This window comes from Elstera cyanobacteriorum (assembly GCF_002251735.1).
In the GTDB taxonomy this organism is placed as follows: Bacteria; Pseudomonadota; Alphaproteobacteria; order Elsterales; family Elsteraceae; genus Elstera; species Elstera cyanobacteriorum.
Map to the genome: position 1 here is coordinate 1 of NZ_NOXS01000034.1, position 14,798 is coordinate 14,798.

The window sequence follows — 14,798 nt, forward strand, 5'->3', positions numbered from 1 at the left end:
CGTCCTCAAGCAGCGCTACGCGCGGTAGGACAAACAAACACCGTCCTAAAGTAGGCCAAAGCCGATAGGACAAACAAACAAACGCGGGGTGGAGCAGCCCGGTAGCTCGTCAGGCTCATAACCTGAAGGCCGCAGGTTCAAATCCTGCCCCCGCAACCAATCCAAAAAAAACCCGCAAATCACACGATCTGCGGGGATTCTTGGTTTTAAGACCTTACAGCCCAAGCAGCGCGCGAACCCTTGGCGCGAGGGCTTGCCCCAGGGCGCGGGTATTGGCCGCATCGAGGTGAGTGCCATCGAGCGGCGTCGTTTCGGCGACCGTGCCCGCGTCGAAAAAGCTGCACCCAAGTTCGTCGGCCAAATCCCGATAGACGNAAAAAAAACCCGCAAATCACACGATCTGCGGGGATTCTTGGTTTTAAGACCTTACAGCCCAAGCAGCGCGCGAACCCTTGGCGCGAGGGCTTGCCCCAGGGCGCGGGTATTGGCCGCATCGAGGTGAGTGCCATCGAGCGGCGTCGTTTCGGCGACCGTGCCCGCGTCGAAAAAGCTGCACCCAAGTTCGTCGGCCAAATCCCGATAGACGCTCGCCAGCAGGCGCGACTCCGCGACGCTGCCCCGGTACATCGCCGCAAACACCGGATTGTCGGTTTCGCACAGCGGCGGCGGGGCAACGAGCAGAATCTGCGGCGGGGTCGCATCCCGCCCCCAATCGTGAAAGCGGATGAGGCCGACGAGCCGTTTCATCCCCTGGCGCGCACCGATGGCCGAGCCATGGATCATCGGCTTCATGTCGTTGGTGCCCAGCATGATAATCACGAGGTCGAGCGGACCGTGGCTGTGCAGCAGGGTCGGCAGGAGGCGCGCGCCGTTGCGGTCGCAGTCGGCGAGATAATCGTCATAGGCGGTCGTCCGTCCGCCGAGCCCTTCGGCAACCACCTCGACCTCCGGCCCGAGGGCGGAGCGCAGGGCGGTCGGCCAGCGGTCCGCATACGCATGACGCCCGCCAGTCGCGGCGTCGGTGCCCCAGGTCAGCGAGTCGCCAAAGCAGAGAATAGTCTTCATGGCCGAGACTTAATCTTTCGGGGCCGTCCAGGGTTTGGCCTGCGGAGCGGGCGGCGGAGCGACAAAGCCGACCGGCAGGGCTTTCGGACGCTCGCCGAAACTCTCGATACAGGTCTTCTTAACGCCCGAATCTTCAATGGTGCCGCATTCCACCTTCTCGCGGATTTCGCGGAACCAGGGGCTATTGTTGATCAGCGCCGTATAGCGCTTCTCGGCCGCCGGGTTGCTGGGCGGACCATCGGGCTTGGCATCGCTGTCGGGAACCACGAGGGCCGCCGGAACCGGCTTAACAGCGGCGGGCGGCGCGGCGGGCTTCATCGGGACGATCACTGCGGCGGGCTGCACGCGCACGGCGGGGCGCGGCTGCGCTAACAACGGTTCGTTCCCGCCAACCCACGTGAAGCCGAAGGCGAAGCCGGTCGAGAGGCCTAGCACTAAGCCGCCGGTGATAATTCCGAGTGCGCGCATCTGCCGTCTCCCTGGCCAAACGTTCGGCGCAGTGTATCGGCGTCCTGCTTCAGGAACCAGCCTTGTATGACGCGCGTCAATGATGAACCGGGATCCCGCGCAGCGGGAGGCGTCGGTCGGTTGGGATCGTGCCGGTCAGTTGCAGGCTAAGGTAACGTGTGCAGCAGACCCGTAGGAAGGAGGTGAAGTTCCCCACCTCCGGGCGGCTTTCGCAGAGTTCATCGTAGAGTTTGGTGATGAGCTGGGCGAGGGAGAGCCGGTCGCGCGTGGCGATTTCTTCCAGCACGCCCCAGAACATCCGCTCTAACCGTAAGCTGGTGGAGACGCCGCCGAGGCGTAGGGAGCGGCTTTCGGCCTCCCACAGGGCTGGGTCGGCGGACATAAAGATTTCGCACATGGTTCCCTCCCCGACCTTGGCCCCGATTGCGCATCGAGGCCAGGCCAAAGAAGTTTAGCCGTGCTGGACGGTCACGCCAAGCACGGTCAGGATCTGGGCGATCCAGGCGGGATGGGCGGGCCAGGCTGGGGCGGTGACCAGTAGCCCATCGGTTACGGCGCCGTCGATGGGAATATCGGCATAGAGGCCGCCCGCCAGTTCTACTTCTGGGCGGCAGGCCGGATAGGCTGAGCAGCGCTTACCCTTCAGAACCCCGGCCGCCGCCAGCAGTTGTGGACCGTGGCAGATGGCGGCGATCGGCTTGCCTGCGGCGTCGAAGGCCTGCACCAGCGCGATCACCTGGGCATCGAGCCGCAGATATTCCGGTGCGCGGCCCCCTGGGATGACCAGCGCATCAAACTCCTCGGCCTTGACGCTGGCGAAGGTGCCGTTGAGGGCAAAGTTATGCCCGCGCTTTTCCGAATAGGTCTGTTGGCCTTCAAAATCGTGAATGGCGGTCGCGACCGTCTCCCCCGCCTTTTTACCGGGGCAGACCGCCGTGACGGTTAAGCCAACGGCCGCGAGCGCCTGGAAAGGCACCATCACTTCATAATCTTCGACATAGTCGCCCACGACGAACAGCAGCCGCTTGCCCATGCGTTTCATCCCTTATTGTGTTTGATCCCGGTTATTCCGGCGCAAGAAGCCTAATCCGCTTCGTCGGGCGGTGGGTGGTATAGGCTTAACACAGGGGTAGCGCGGCGCGCAGCGGCGGGGCAGGGTGGCATCAGCAAGGAGACGAGAATGCGCTTACATCACCAGACCCCGTTTGTGATCTCGACGGCGCTATCCGTCCATGCCGGGCGAACCGTGGGGCTGAAGATGGAGGCGTTGCAGCCTTCTGGCTCGTTCAAGCTGCGTGGGGTGGGGCACGCCTGCGAAACCTATCGGGCGCGCGGGGCGCAGCGCTTCATCTCTTCCTCCGGCGGGAATGCTGGGCTGGCGGTCGCCTATGCGGCGCGGGCCTTGGGCGTGCCTGCCGTCATCGTCGTGCCGGAAACCACCTCTGACCGGGCGCAACAGTTGCTGCGCGCCGAGGGGGCGGCGGTGATCGTCCACGGCGCCTCCTGGCAAGAAGCGAACGCGGAGGCGCAGGCACTGATCGGCGCGGCGGACGCTTTTATTCATCCCTTCGACGACCCGCTGCTGTGGGAGGGGCACGCCAGTATGATCGACGAGGTAGCCGCCGAAGGATTTCGCCCCGATGCGGTGATCGTCTCGGTCGGTGGCGGCGGGTTGATGGTGGGGGTGATCCGGGGCCTCCAGCGCAACGGCTGGGGCGATGTGCCGGTGCTGGCGGTGGAAACGGCGGGGGCAGCGTCCTTGGCGGCGGCCTATGCGGCAGAAGAGCGGGTGACCCTGCCCGCCATCACGTCCCTCGCGACCTCGCTGGGGGCAAAGCAGGTGTGCGCCGAAGCCTTCGATCTGCGCCATCGTCACGCCATAACCCCGGTTCAGGTCACCGATGCCCAGGCAGTTACGGCCTGCGCTCGCTTCCTTGACGATCACCGGATTTTGGTGGAACCGGCCTGCGGGGCCGGTTTGGCGGTGGTCTACGACATGCCGGAGCGTTTGGCCGATTTCGCCCGCGTCCTTATTATCGTCTGCGGCGGGGCGACGATGACGGCGGCGCAACTCGCAGCGTGGCAGCAGGGCGTGCCAAGCTGACGGTGGGGTTACCGAAAATTCAGTGGCGCCCCCGGCGCGCTTGCGGCACTACTCGTGCTCTCGATACCGTTTCTGAGCGTGGGGTTTCCGGCGATGTTTTCTGCCAAGCGTATTCTGGTCAGCGGTGGGGCGGGCTTCCTCGGGTCGCACCTCTGCGAGCGCCTGCTGAATGAAGGCCACGACATTCTGTGCGTGGATAATTACTTCACGGGGACCAAGGCGAATATCGCCCATCTGCTCGATCATCCGCGCTTCGAAGTGATGCGCCACGATGTGACCTTCCCGCTGTATGTGGAAGTGGACGAGATTTATAATCTCGCCTGCCCGGCCTCGCCGATCCATTATCAGTTCGACCCGGTGCAGACGACGAAAACGTCGGTCCACGGCGCGATCAATCAACTCGGTCTCGCCAAGCGCGTGCGGGCGAAGATTTTCTTGGCCTCCACCTCGGAAGTTTACGGCGATCCGACCGAACATCCGCAGACCGAAAGCTATCGCGGCAACGTCAACCCCATCGGCCCGCGCGCCTGCTACGACGAAGGCAAACGCGCTGCCGAAACCCTGTATTTCGACTATTGGCGCCAGCATAAGCTGCGCATCAAAGTCGCGCGTATTTTCAACACCTACGGCCCGCGCATGCATCCCAACGATGGGCGTGTGGTGTCGAACTTCATCATTCAGGCCCTGCAAAACGAGCCGATCACCCTCTACGGCGACGGCAGCCAAACCCGGTCCTTCTGCTATCAGTCCGATCTGATCGAAGGTTGGGTGCGCCTGATGAATACCGGCGACGAGGTGACCGGCCCGGTCAATATCGGCAATCCCCACGAAATGACCGTGCGCGAGTTGGCCGAAACCATCGTGCGCTTGACGGGGTCTAAGTCCGATCTCATCTACAAGCCACTACCGCAGGACGACCCGACCCGCCGCCGCCCGGATATCACCCTGGCGAAGAAGCTGTTGGATTGGGAACCGAAGGTGGCGCTGGAAGACGGGCTGAAGGAAACCATCGCCTACTTCCGCAAGAAGCTGAACGGTTAGTCTCGGCCTAGTCCTCAGGCGGGCGGCGGGGCGCAAGAACCTGCCGCCCGCCGCCGTCGCGCCGATCCATCCCTCTCGTGAAAGCCCCACCCTGTCCGATGAAAAAAGCCGTCGAACATCGCCTGGAGCAGTTGATTTTCAGCAGCCGCTGGCTGATGGCGCCCTTCTATCTGGGCCTTATCGTCTCGCTGGCGCTCTTGCTGGTGAAATTCGTTCAGGAACTGATCCATATCCTGCCGAATATCCTGGCGCTCAAGGATACCGAGGTTATTCTCGCGGTCCTAACGCTGGTCGATCTGTCGCTTGCGGGTAATCTGCTGCTGATGGTGATCTTTGCCGGGTACGAAAACTTCGTTTCCAAGATCGATACCGGCGATTCGGAAGATCGACCGGAATGGATGGGCAAAGTCGATTTCAGCGGCCTCAAGCTAAAGCTGGTGGCCTCCATCGTCGCCATCTCCGGCATTCACCTGCTGAAAACCTTCATGAATGTGCATCAGGTGAATAAGGAAGACCTTGGTTGGCAGGTCGGCATTCATATGGCCTTCGTTGTTTCCGGCGTGCTGCTGGCCTATATGGATAAGCTGGCGCATGCGGCGAAGGATCACTGATCCTTTTTGACGAGGGCGGCATAGGCGGCCATCGCCCCCGGGTGATAGGCCAGAACGCTGGACCGCCGCGCCCCCGCGAGGCTGATTTGACCGACAGCGCCGGCAGCGCCGATGGTTTTCAGCGTCGTCGGCGCCCAGAGCGAGCGGACGAAGGCTTCGGTGAAGTCATCGGGCAGGTCGGCGCGCACGACGAGAACCAGCGGCTGGCCCACCGTCTCCACCCCGGCAACGCCGGGATAAAGCGCGCCGGGCAGCACTTCCGCCGTCAAAACCCGCTGCGAGGCGAGCGGCGTTACCGGCAGCAGTTTGAGCGGCAGGCTGCGCGCCCGCTGGCTGACCAACGCATTGCCCGGCCAGAGGGTGGCGAAGGCGGCGCGCACTTCCCCCTCCGCCAAGGCATCCAGGGCGAACTCAAGCGGCATGAGTAAAGCGCGCTGCCCGGGTTTCAACAGATGGGCGGGGCCGATGACCTGCCGGGCCAGCCCGGTTCCGGCCTCAGGCCCTTGCGCCAGGGCGAGCGGTTGGCCGATCAGATCGCCGAGGCTGCTGGCCGGATCGTCTTGCCGCAGAAAAACATGCAGGGTTTCGGCGGACAGGGTGGCAAGCGCCCGCAGCGACTCCTGCGCCCCGGCGTCACCCGCCGAGAGCCAGGAGGCAAGATCGCGGGCAAAGACCAACGCCCCTTCTGCCTGCCCGCCGCGCAAGAGATCGAGCGCCCGGGCCGGGCCGTGGGCGGCCCCCTGCGCCACGACGATAAGCCCCGGCACGCCGCAACTGCCGCCCTTATCGCAGCCCCGCCCGCCCAAGGGGTTCGAGAGGCTGGTGGCCAGCCCGGTCGCTAGCGCAAAGGCGGCACTTCCCAGCGGCCCGGCGGCGAGGCGGAAGAACCGCTGTTCCGGCACGTCTTGCCCCCAGGCGGCCCGCCCTGATGCAAGCAGGCACGCCGTCCCGCCGATCAGCAGACCGCGGCGCGTTGGGGAAAAGCGGAAGACAAAGCCGGACATGGCGGAAAGGGCCGTGAATAAACGAGAAAGACCTGTAAAACGCCAAGCAGCGTGCCTAAAAACTATGGCAGCATCGCGCCGAATATGCACGCTATGGCGTCGTTGGTCGCATCTTTGTCTTACATCATGACGTTTAGGGGAAGGTTAATGGTCGATCTAGGGCTGCCGCCAATCATTGGGCATCGGGGCGCGCGCGGGCTTGCGCCGGAAAATACGCTCAGCGGGCTAAAGGCCGCTTTCGGGCAAGGGGTGCGCTATGTCGAGATCGACGCCAAGCTGACCCAGGACGGCGTGGTCATTCTAATGCATGACGAAACCCTGGACCGCACCACGAATGGCAGCGGCGCGGTTGCCGAAACCCCCTATGCGTTGATCCATACGCTGAATGCCGCAAAAGCCTTCCCCGATCTGGCCCCAGAACCGCCGCCGACTTTGGTGGAAGTGCTGGAGTTGGTGCAGTCGGTCGGGGGTGGCATCAATATCGAAATCAAACCCTGCCCAGGCCGGGAGCGGGAAACCGCCGCCGCCGTGATCGACGTGGTGCGCGCCACTTGGCGCCAACCGATCTTGCCGCTGCTCTCCTCCTTCCAGCGCGCGTCGTTGGAAGCCTGCCGCGATCTCGCCCCCGATCTGCCGCGCGGCTACCTGTCGGAAATCGAGGGCGAAGATTGGGTTGCCGAAGCCAAAAGCCTCGGGTGCACGACCTTGAACCTCGGGTGGAAGATGCTCACCCCTGCGCAGGTTCCGGGGCTGATCGCGTCCGGCCTGCCGCTGCTATTGTGGACGGTGAACGAGCCGGAGGTTGCCCGCGCTTTCCTGGCCGCTGGGGCGACCGCCATTATCACCGACCGGCCTGACATTGTTTGCGCCTGACACGGCTTTTCAAATCCGACTAGGGGCGGCATGGTAGGCCCCTGCCTATTTTTTGTGAGTATTCGGAATGAGCTTCGCTCTCGTCGATAAAGCCGAAAATCCCCGGCTTCTCTACCTCGCCACCCGAGACACGTTGGAAGGCTTGCTGGAAACCCTCGGTGCCGACGTTCGCGCCTGGGCCGACAGCCAAGGCTTTACCGCCGATCCGGGCAGCCAGCTTGGGTTACCGGACAACGGCGGGGTGATCGTCGGGATGGGCGACGACAGCAGCCCGCTGGGCGGGGCGGATGCGGAGTTCTGGGCGCTAGGCGCTTTGCCGGACAGCCTACCCCTCGGCAGCTATGTGCTGGCGCATCAGCCCGCCGAACCCACGGCGTCGCGCCTTGCGCTCGGTTGGGCGCTCGGGGCCTATGCTTTCACCCGCTATAAGAAGCGCAAACGCGCGCCTGCATCGCTGGTCTGGCCGGAACAGGCCAACCGCGAGCGGGTAACGGCAATGGCGGAAGCGGTCTATCTGGGCCGCGACCTGATCAATACCCCGGCGGGTGATCTGGGGCCGAAGGAACTGGCGGCAACCGCGCGCGACGTGGCCGAACAGCATCGCGCGAGTTGTTCCGTCATCACCGGCGATGATTTGCTGATCGAAAACTACCCGGCGGTCCACGCGGTCGGGCGGGCGGCGACCAATGGCCCGCGCCTGATCGATCTGCGCTGGGGTGATGAGAATCACCCGAAGATTACCTTGGTTGGTAAGGGCGTTTGCTTCGATTCGGGTGGGCTGGATATTAAGCCTGCGGGCGGCATGCAGCTTATGAAGAAGGATATGGGCGGCGCCGCCAGCGTACTCGCCCTTGCCCATGCGCTGATGCGGGCGAAACTGCCGATCCGCCTGCGCGTGCTGATCCCGGCGGTGGAAAATGCCATCTCCGGCAATGCCTTCCATCCGCTCGACGTGCTGGCGACGCGCAAAGGCCTGACGGTGGAGGTTGGCAATACCGATGCCGAAGGTCGCTTGATTCTCTGTGATGCCCTGGCCGAAGCCGACCGCGAAAAACCCGCGCTGCTGATCGATTGCGCTACCCTGACCGGTGCGGCCCGCGTCGCCCTGGGGCCGGACCTGCCGGTGATCTTCACCCGGCATGACGCGCTGGCCGACGATTTGCAGAATAAGGCCGCCCAGCAGGCCGATCCGGTCTGGCGTCTGCCGCTATGGCCGGGCTACCGTCGCTTGCTGGACAGCAAGGTCGCCGACCTTAGCTCGACCGGCGAAAGCAGTTTCAACGGCGCGATTACGGCAGCGCTGTTCTTGGCCGAATTCGTCGATCCCAGCACCAAGTGGGTGCATATCGATATGATCGCCTGGAACACCCGCAGCCGCCCAGGCCGCCCGGAAGGCGGGGAAGTGCAGACGATCCGGGCGCTGTTTGCCCTGATCGAAGATTATGTGACGGCCTAACGCCGATGCCGCACCTGCTGCTCGTCGCCGCCCATCCCGACCCGGACAGTTTCACCCTGGCCCTGGCCCGGCGGATGGCGGCGGCGGCGACCGCAGCGGGCGCGACGGTCACCTTCCACGATCTCTACCGCACCGCGTTCGACCCGCGTCTGACGGTGGCCGAAGCGCGCGGCCAGCCCAGCGACGATCCGTTGGTGAAGGCCCATATTCACGATTTGGTAACGGCGGACGCGCTGATCGTTCTTCACCCCAATTGGTGGGGCGGGCCGCCCGCGCTGCTAAAAGGCTGGATCGACCGGGTTTTCGCCCCGGGGGCAGCCTATGATTTCGAAAAGAAGATCGACGAGGGCGGTCTACCGATCCCGCTGCTGCGCACCCGCGCGGCCCTGATCGTCAATACCAGCAATACCGCCGAGGCGCGCGAGGCAACCGTTTTCGGCGACCCGCTAGAGCGGATGTGGCGCGACTGCCTGCTTGGCTTCTGCGGGGTGCAGGGTATCGACCGCTGGGTGCTGCGCATCATCGCCACCAGCACGCCGGAACAACGGGCCGCGTGGCTATCCGATGCCGAATGCCGGGTGATGGCCTTGCTTCAAGCGCTTACCAGCCCGCGCCCTGCGTAAAACCTTAATCCGCAGGATCACAAATCATCTTGCTTTAGCCCGTGTCATACCGCAGCTTGATTTGACTTCGAAACGAGTGCGGCGAGTGCGACCAGAATGGCCGATGCACGGGAACCGATGAAAACCGCGACGGCGCTCGATATGTGGCGCCTGACCACGGTGGAAGGGGTGCGGCGCGATTCGCCGGACCTGACCGCACGGCAAATGGCGGTGATGCTGACCGTCTATCTAACCCCGCCGCCCCATACGGTGCGGGGGCTTGCGGCGCAATTGAATGTATCGAAGCCCGCCATCACCCGCGCGCTCGACCGGCTATCGCAATTGGGCCTCGCCAAACGCAAGGTCGATCAGACCGACCGCCGCTCCATTCTGGTGCAGCGGACGGTCAAAGGGTCGATCTACCTTACCGAGTTCGGGGAAATCGTGACGACAACCTTGCGGACGCTGGAGCTTTAGACTTCACTCAAGCGGGATGGAAAAATCATTTGACAGAATAGGTTGATATAAACATAATTGGATTGTGAGCACGACCCCGACCCCCTTTGACGCTGCGACGTTCTGTTTCTGCCTTGCTGCCAGTAAGGCAGCCCGCGCCTTAGCACGGCGCTACGACGAAGCGTTTCGGCCTATTGGGCTTACGAACGGACAGTTCTCGATCTTGGTTGGCGTTGCACTCGAATTACCCGTCGGCCTAGGCGAATTGGCCGACGCGCTTGGGATGGATCGCACGACGCTAACTGCAGCCTTAAAGCCGCTCGATAGGCAGGGGCTGGTTTCAATTACGCCTGACCCGAAAGATGCCAGGCTAAGGCGGTTGCGATTGACCGAGCGGGGTAAGGACGTTGTGGCAGCGGCGCTGCCAATCTGGGCTGAAGTTCAAGCCGAAGTCCGGGCCCGGTCTGATGGCATCGATGTATTAGGTACGCTCAACCGCGTCAGTGTTTAGACCGGGCACATACCGCCGCTTTTGGTTGGTGTAAATAGGTTGATATCAACTTATCTCGAAAGGAGATCGAATTATGACGCACCCTGCCAACGCACTCGCTGAACATCCCCATCGGGGGGCGCATCAGCGGGTCGCCGCTGTTGCCGCTCTCTGGCTCGTCACCGTTATCATCGCGGCACAGACCGGTACACTCACCCGTCTCTATATGCCGCTGATCGGGGGAATTGTTGCCGTAACCATACTGGCCCCGACCCTTTGGTACTTCCGGTCTCCTAGTCTGCGCGCCTTCGTGGATTCGATAGGGCATCGGCCCCTTATGCTCCTCCACATTTGGCGGATTCCCGCTGCTCTCGCTTTTTTCTGGTACGGCGCGCAGGACGCGTTACCCCCGTTGTTCTGGGGGCTCGCAGGAACGGGCGATTTAATTGCGGGGGGCTATGCGGCATGGCTTGCCACGCGACCGGAAAGCCGGACGCAATACGTATCGTTCCACCGTTTCGGCTTCGCTGATTTTGTCGTTGCTGTCGGTACTGGTCTTACGTTTACCCTGTTAGAAGATCCGCGTATGGGCCTCATCGCCGAACTTCCCTTGGCGCTCATTCCACTTTTTGGCGTCGGCATCTCTGGGACGACACACCTTATTGCCTTCGACATGCTGCGTCGGGGTACCGGGCTTCGTACCGACGCCTGAACCGCAATTTCTAAAGCCAGAAATTGGTCATGGCTGTCGGTTTCCCCGACGGCCATGACCACTGCCCGATCATACCGCGCGAATTCGGGCGATAAAGCGATCCACTTCCTGCATCAGATGCGAGGATTCGCGCGTCAGTCCCGAGGTTGCGGTCAGCACTTGCGCGGCGCTCGATCCGGCTTGCCCGGCGGCCTGCGACACGCCCGCGATGGTGCGGCTCACGTCTTCGGTCGAACGCGCGGCTTCCTGCACATTGCGGGTGATTTCGCGCGTGGCCGCTGATTGCTGTTCGACGGCGGCAGCAATACCGCTCGAAATATCGTTGATTTTCAAAATGGTCGCGGCGATGCCCTGGATCGATTCGGCGGCGCCGCGCGTGGCGGTCTGAATGGTTTCCGCCTGCTCGGCGATATCCTCGGTCGCTTTCGAGGTTTGGGTGGCGAGCGATTTGATTTCGGACGCGACGACGGCAAAGCCGCGCCCCGCCTCTCCCGCCCGCGCCGCTTCGATGGTGGCATTCAGCGCCAGCAGATTGGTTTGCGCGGCGATTTCGTTGATGAGGTGAACGACTTCGTTAATCTTCTGTGCCGCCGCGACCATGCCGGTGACCGATTCGGTCGTCCGCCGCGCGTCGCCCGCCGCTGTGCTGGCAATGGTCGCCGATTGCGTGACCTGTCGCCCAATCTCGCCGATGGACGCCGCCAGCTCTTCCGAGGCGGAGGCGACGGTCTGCACCGAATGGGCCGCCTGATCGGTCGCTGAACTGACCATCTGCGATTGGCGCGACGTTTGTTCGGACAGCGCCGCCATTTCCCGCGCGGTGCCGTTCAGCGTATCGGCGGCATGACTGACCGAATGGCAGACGCCGCGCACCGATTGTTCGAAACTATTGGCGAGATCTTCCAGCAGGCGGCGCTTTTCGGCTTCGGCATTGGCTTCGGCGGTGCGCTTTTCCGCGTCCAGCCGGTTGATCTGGGCCAGATTCTCCCGGAAGATTTCCGCCGCGCGCAGCACGTCGCCAATTTCATCGCGGCGGCGGACCATTGGAATCGCGGTGTTTACGTCGCCCGCCGCCAAGCCACGCAGGGCGGCAATCGCCGCCCGTAAGGGGTTCCCGATGCCGAAGCGCGCGATCACCAACCCTTGGGCACAGCCGAAAACAATGCAAACGATCATAACGATCTGCAAGTGATCGGCGGCTGCCGGGGTTGCGGCGGCGCGGATGCCCATCAGGCCGACAATCAGCGTTAAAACGGCTTGGACGGCGATTAAGGTCGTCTGCTTCCAAAACAGACGGGTATCTGCCAGCAGGCTCATGTGCTTTCCCTCCCCAGGGAATCCTAATTTTTAAGGATTTGTTAGCATGACTATTCATCAACTTTTAGGGAGTGTCAATAACGTCATTCAGTTTACGTGAACGGCAGATTCTTTTCGTCTAAAGTCTTAACTTCGGTCACAGAAGAACAGGGTGTAATACCTGACCTTTTAGGGCGTTGGGACGGCCCGGCGGGAGCGGGGATGGGCGGCGCGATGCACCGCCAGAAGCCGCGCGGCATCGACTTCTGTATAGCGCTGGGTTGTCGAGAGCGAGGCGTGGCCCAACAGCTCCTGAATGGTGCGCAGGTCGCCGCCCGAGGCCAGAAGATGCGTCGCAAAACTATGGCGCAGGGCGTGGGGCGTCGCGCTTTCGGGCAGGGCGAGCGCCGCGCGTAGGCGCCGAACTTGCCGCTGTACAACGCCCGGATTGAGCGGCCCGCCGCGCGCACCGACGAACAGCGGCCCGTCCGGCGGCAGCGGGTGCGGGCAGGCGGCCAAATAGGCCCGCATCGCCTCGGTGATGACGGGCAAAACCGGGACGATCCGCTCCTTATTCCCCTTACCGCGCACGCGCAGCACGTCCGACAGGGGGGCCTCGGCGCGCGTCAGGCCAAGGGCCTCTCCCAAGCGCAGCCCGCAACCGTAGAGCAGGGTGATCAGCGCCAAATCGCGGTCGCCGATCCAGGGTTCGCTGGCGATCTCCGCAATATGCTCCAGACTATCGGCGGCTTCCGCCTCGCTCAGGGCTTTCGGGGCGGCTTTTGGCAGGCGTGGCGTGCGGATGACCGCCATAACCGGATTATGCAGCACCCCCTGCTGATCCAGCCGGGCGAAGAGGCTGCGCAAGGCCGACAGCCCCCGGGCCAGCGAGGCGCGGGAAATCCCGGCTTCCGTTCGCCGGGCGAGGAAGGCGCGAATATCGGCGGGGGTAAGGGCGGCAAGGCTGGCCAGCGTCGGCAGCGCGCCGTGATGTTCGGTCAAAAACAGCAGGAAAGCCGCAAGGTCGCGGCCATAACCATCTAACGTGTGTTTGGAGGCACGCTTTTCCGCCCCCAACCATGTTAACCACGCGGTGACGCTATCAGTCAGATCGGCGGCAGCAGAAAGCTGAAGCCCGGCGGGCAGCATGATTAATCTTCGAGGTCGAGCCAGGCGCGGGTCGTAATCTCCACCGTCTCGGCCAGGAAACTGATGAGTTCGGTTCCCTGCCCCGGATGGAAAATACCCGGACGCCGCGCCCCCAGCGCCAGTAGCGCGGGCGGGGCATGGCTGGAGATATGCAGGCGGATCAGCGCGTCCGACCGGGCGAGGCCCGCCAGTTCTTCGCCGTAAATCTCCGGCTCGCCAGTAATATCGGCGCGCAGCAGAATGGGTTCGCTGCCCAGCGTCTGGTCGATATACCCAGCGGGCAGAAGGCGCACATTGCTATTCGCCGCAACCGACCCGTCGCCCGTCGCTTCCAAGCAGAAACCCACGGCATCCACATCGAGCAGGCTGGCGAGTTCGTCGGTCAGCACGGTGATGAAATCTTCAAAACTGCGCGCGCCGATCAAGGCAATGATCGCGGCATGCACGCGGCCCTGGCTGACCAGATTATTGCGGCTGGTGGCGATCAGCTTGCGCTGATTGAGCTTCAAGCGGCTGATGTCCGACCGCAGTTTTTGGACAATGAACTGCTGAAGATCGACTACCCCGTCACCCATCGCGCGCACGGGCGGTAGCAGCACCCCGGCAATATCGGGGTGCCGCACCAGAAAATCGGGATTGCGGCGCAGATAGGTCAGCACGGCGGCATCGGTTAGCGCATCGGCCTTACTTTTGCCGCTGCCCTCGCCGGTCCGTCCGCTCTGTTCCGCGCTGCGCTCGTCCATCCCTGGTTACTCCGGTCCTAGAGGATCGACTGGCCGGTCCCGGCCCAATCCTTAATGAAGGTCTCAAGCCCCTTGTCGGTCAGCGGATGCTTGTAGAGCGTCCACAGCAGCGAAGGCGGCAGGGTCGCCACATCGGCGCCCATCTTAGCGGCCTGGATGATATGGCCGGGATTGCGCACGGAGGCGACGAGCACTTCCGTCGTGAACTGCGGATAGGCCGAATAGATTTCCAGAATATCGGCGATCAGCCCCAGACCATCGTGACCAATATCATCGAGCCGCCCGACGAAGGGGGAGATGAAGGTCGCGCCCGCTTTCGCCGCCAGCAGCGCTTGCGCCGGGGAGAAGCAGAGGGTGACGTTGGTTTGGATGCCCTTGTCGGACAGTGCCTTACAGGTCTTCAGCCCATCGACGGTCAGCGGCAGCTTCACGGTGACATTGCTGGCGATGGCGGCGAGGTGCAGCCCTTCCTTCAGCATCGTCTCGTAATCGGTCGCGGCGACTTCGGCTGAGACCGGGCCTTCGACGATCTCGCAGATTTCGGCAATAACTTCCGTGAACTTCCGGCCGGATTTCGCTACCAAGGACGGGTTGGTCGTGACCCCATCCACCAGCCCGGTCGGGACCAGGGCTTTGATTTCCGCAACATCGGCCGTATCGATAAAGAACTTCATCCTGATGGCTCTTCCCTTAACCAAGGCGGCTTCCCCGCCCGGATTTACCGCCGC

The 14,798-nt window shown here is 63.1% G+C and carries 19 protein-coding genes and 1 tRNA gene; 10 read left to right on the forward strand and 10 right to left on the reverse strand.

The genetic code is table 11. The features are described from left to right. Positions 1-82: 82 nt before the first annotated feature. Positions 83-159: transfer RNA gene (locus CHR90_RS14860), tRNA-Met, on the forward strand. A gap of 55 nt (positions 160-214) precedes the next feature. Here the strand turns inward: CHR90_RS14860 and CHR90_RS14865 are convergent. The 5 genes from CHR90_RS14865 to CHR90_RS14885 all read right to left on the reverse strand — a co-directional run bounded on the left by CHR90_RS14865 (position 215) and on the right by CHR90_RS14885 (position 2,566). Further along, complete coding sequence (locus CHR90_RS14865) at positions 215-361, reverse strand: SGNH/GDSL hydrolase family protein (protein ID WP_212668704.1); 147 nt, start codon at positions 359-361, stop codon at positions 215-217. A gap of 65 nt (positions 362-426) precedes the next feature. Further along, positions 427-1,065, reverse strand: a complete 639-nt coding sequence (locus CHR90_RS14870) for an SGNH/GDSL hydrolase family protein (protein ID WP_094409833.1) — start codon at positions 1,063-1,065, stop codon at positions 427-429. A gap of 9 nt (positions 1,066-1,074) precedes the next feature. Next, entirely contained in the window at positions 1,075-1,533 is a 459-nt protein-coding gene (locus CHR90_RS14875) for a hypothetical protein (protein ID WP_094409835.1), read from the reverse strand. Between the two features lie 76 nt (positions 1,534-1,609). Next, positions 1,610-1,930 carry a ribbon-helix-helix domain-containing protein gene (locus CHR90_RS14880; protein WP_094409836.1) on the reverse strand — a complete coding sequence of 107 codons (321 nt, stop codon included), beginning with the start codon at positions 1,928-1,930 and terminating at the stop codon, positions 1,610-1,612. 54 nt (positions 1,931-1,984) lie between these two features. Then, positions 1,985-2,566, reverse strand: coding sequence for a DJ-1/PfpI family protein (locus CHR90_RS14885; RefSeq protein ID WP_094410194.1), 582 nt, complete (start codon positions 2,564-2,566; stop codon positions 1,985-1,987). 147 nt (positions 2,567-2,713) lie between these two features. Here CHR90_RS14885 and CHR90_RS14890 point away from each other — a divergent pair, with 147 nt between their 5' ends. The 3 genes from CHR90_RS14890 (at position 2,714) to CHR90_RS14900 (ending at position 5,289) form a co-directional block, all read left to right on the forward strand. Next, positions 2,714-3,637 (forward strand): pyridoxal-phosphate dependent enzyme, encoded by a 924-nt coding sequence (locus tag CHR90_RS14890; protein WP_094409838.1) that lies wholly within the window; start codon positions 2,714-2,716, stop codon positions 3,635-3,637. Between the two features lie 93 nt (positions 3,638-3,730). Next, on the forward strand, positions 3,731-4,678 hold the full coding sequence (locus tag CHR90_RS14895; protein ID WP_094409839.1) for a UDP-glucuronic acid decarboxylase family protein: 948 nt from the start codon (positions 3,731-3,733) through the stop codon (positions 4,676-4,678). 98 nt (positions 4,679-4,776) lie between these two features. Next, positions 4,777-5,289 (forward strand): TIGR00645 family protein, encoded by a 513-nt coding sequence (locus tag CHR90_RS14900; protein WP_094409841.1) that lies wholly within the window; start codon positions 4,777-4,779, stop codon positions 5,287-5,289. Here CHR90_RS14900 and CHR90_RS14905 read toward each other — a convergent pair. Then, a complete protein-coding gene (locus CHR90_RS14905) occupies positions 5,283-6,293 on the reverse strand; it encodes a TAXI family TRAP transporter solute-binding subunit (RefSeq protein WP_094409842.1) in 1,011 nt (336 codons plus the stop codon). The two genes, CHR90_RS14900 and CHR90_RS14905, sit on opposite strands and share 7 nt — an antisense overlap. 147 nt (positions 6,294-6,440) lie before the next feature. Between CHR90_RS14905 and CHR90_RS14910 the strand changes: the two genes are divergently transcribed. The 6 genes from CHR90_RS14910 to CHR90_RS14935 all read left to right on the forward strand — a co-directional run bounded on the left by CHR90_RS14910 (position 6,441) and on the right by CHR90_RS14935 (position 10,882). Then, positions 6,441-7,166 (forward strand): glycerophosphodiester phosphodiesterase family protein, encoded by a 726-nt coding sequence (locus CHR90_RS14910; protein ID WP_170941423.1) that lies wholly within the window; start codon positions 6,441-6,443, stop codon positions 7,164-7,166. Between the two features lie 67 nt (positions 7,167-7,233). Further along, positions 7,234-8,622 carry a leucyl aminopeptidase family protein gene (locus CHR90_RS14915; RefSeq protein WP_094409845.1) on the forward strand — a complete coding sequence of 463 codons (1,389 nt, stop codon included), beginning with the start codon at positions 7,234-7,236 and terminating at the stop codon, positions 8,620-8,622. Positions 8,623-8,627: 5 nt separating this feature from the next. Next, positions 8,628-9,245 (forward strand): NAD(P)H-dependent oxidoreductase, encoded by a 618-nt coding sequence (locus CHR90_RS14920; RefSeq protein WP_094409847.1) that lies wholly within the window; start codon positions 8,628-8,630, stop codon positions 9,243-9,245. Between the two features lie 96 nt (positions 9,246-9,341). Next, positions 9,342-9,701 (forward strand): MarR family transcriptional regulator, encoded by a 360-nt coding sequence (locus CHR90_RS14925; protein ID WP_094409849.1) that lies wholly within the window; start codon positions 9,342-9,344, stop codon positions 9,699-9,701. Positions 9,702-9,765: 64 nt separating this feature from the next. Then, the gene (locus CHR90_RS14930) at positions 9,766-10,191 is read left to right on the forward strand and encodes a MarR family winged helix-turn-helix transcriptional regulator (RefSeq protein WP_212668705.1); all 426 of its coding nucleotides are present in this window, start codon (positions 9,766-9,768) and stop codon (positions 10,189-10,191) included. Between the two features lie 73 nt (positions 10,192-10,264). Next, a complete protein-coding gene (locus CHR90_RS14935; protein WP_094409852.1) occupies positions 10,265-10,882 on the forward strand; it encodes a permease in 618 nt (205 codons plus the stop codon). Between the two features lie 69 nt (positions 10,883-10,951). On the opposite strand, the gene CHR90_RS14940 is transcribed toward CHR90_RS14935, so the two are convergent. The 4 genes from CHR90_RS14940 to fsa all read right to left on the reverse strand — a co-directional run bounded on the left by CHR90_RS14940 (position 10,952) and on the right by fsa (position 14,744). Beyond that, complete coding sequence (locus tag CHR90_RS14940; protein WP_094409854.1) at positions 10,952-12,199, reverse strand: methyl-accepting chemotaxis protein; 1,248 nt, start codon at positions 12,197-12,199, stop codon at positions 10,952-10,954. Between the two features lie 168 nt (positions 12,200-12,367). Continuing rightward, complete coding sequence (locus CHR90_RS14945) at positions 12,368-13,327, reverse strand: tyrosine recombinase XerC (protein WP_094409855.1); 960 nt, start codon at positions 13,325-13,327, stop codon at positions 12,368-12,370. Between the two features lie 2 nt (positions 13,328-13,329). Continuing rightward, complete coding sequence (locus CHR90_RS14950) at positions 13,330-14,070, reverse strand: DUF484 family protein (RefSeq protein ID WP_094409857.1); 741 nt, start codon at positions 14,068-14,070, stop codon at positions 13,330-13,332. Between the two features lie 17 nt (positions 14,071-14,087). After that, the gene (gene fsa / locus CHR90_RS14955; protein WP_094409859.1) at positions 14,088-14,744 is read right to left on the reverse strand and encodes a fructose-6-phosphate aldolase; all 657 of its coding nucleotides are present in this window, start codon (positions 14,742-14,744) and stop codon (positions 14,088-14,090) included. Between the last annotated feature and the right edge of the window lie 54 nt (positions 14,745-14,798).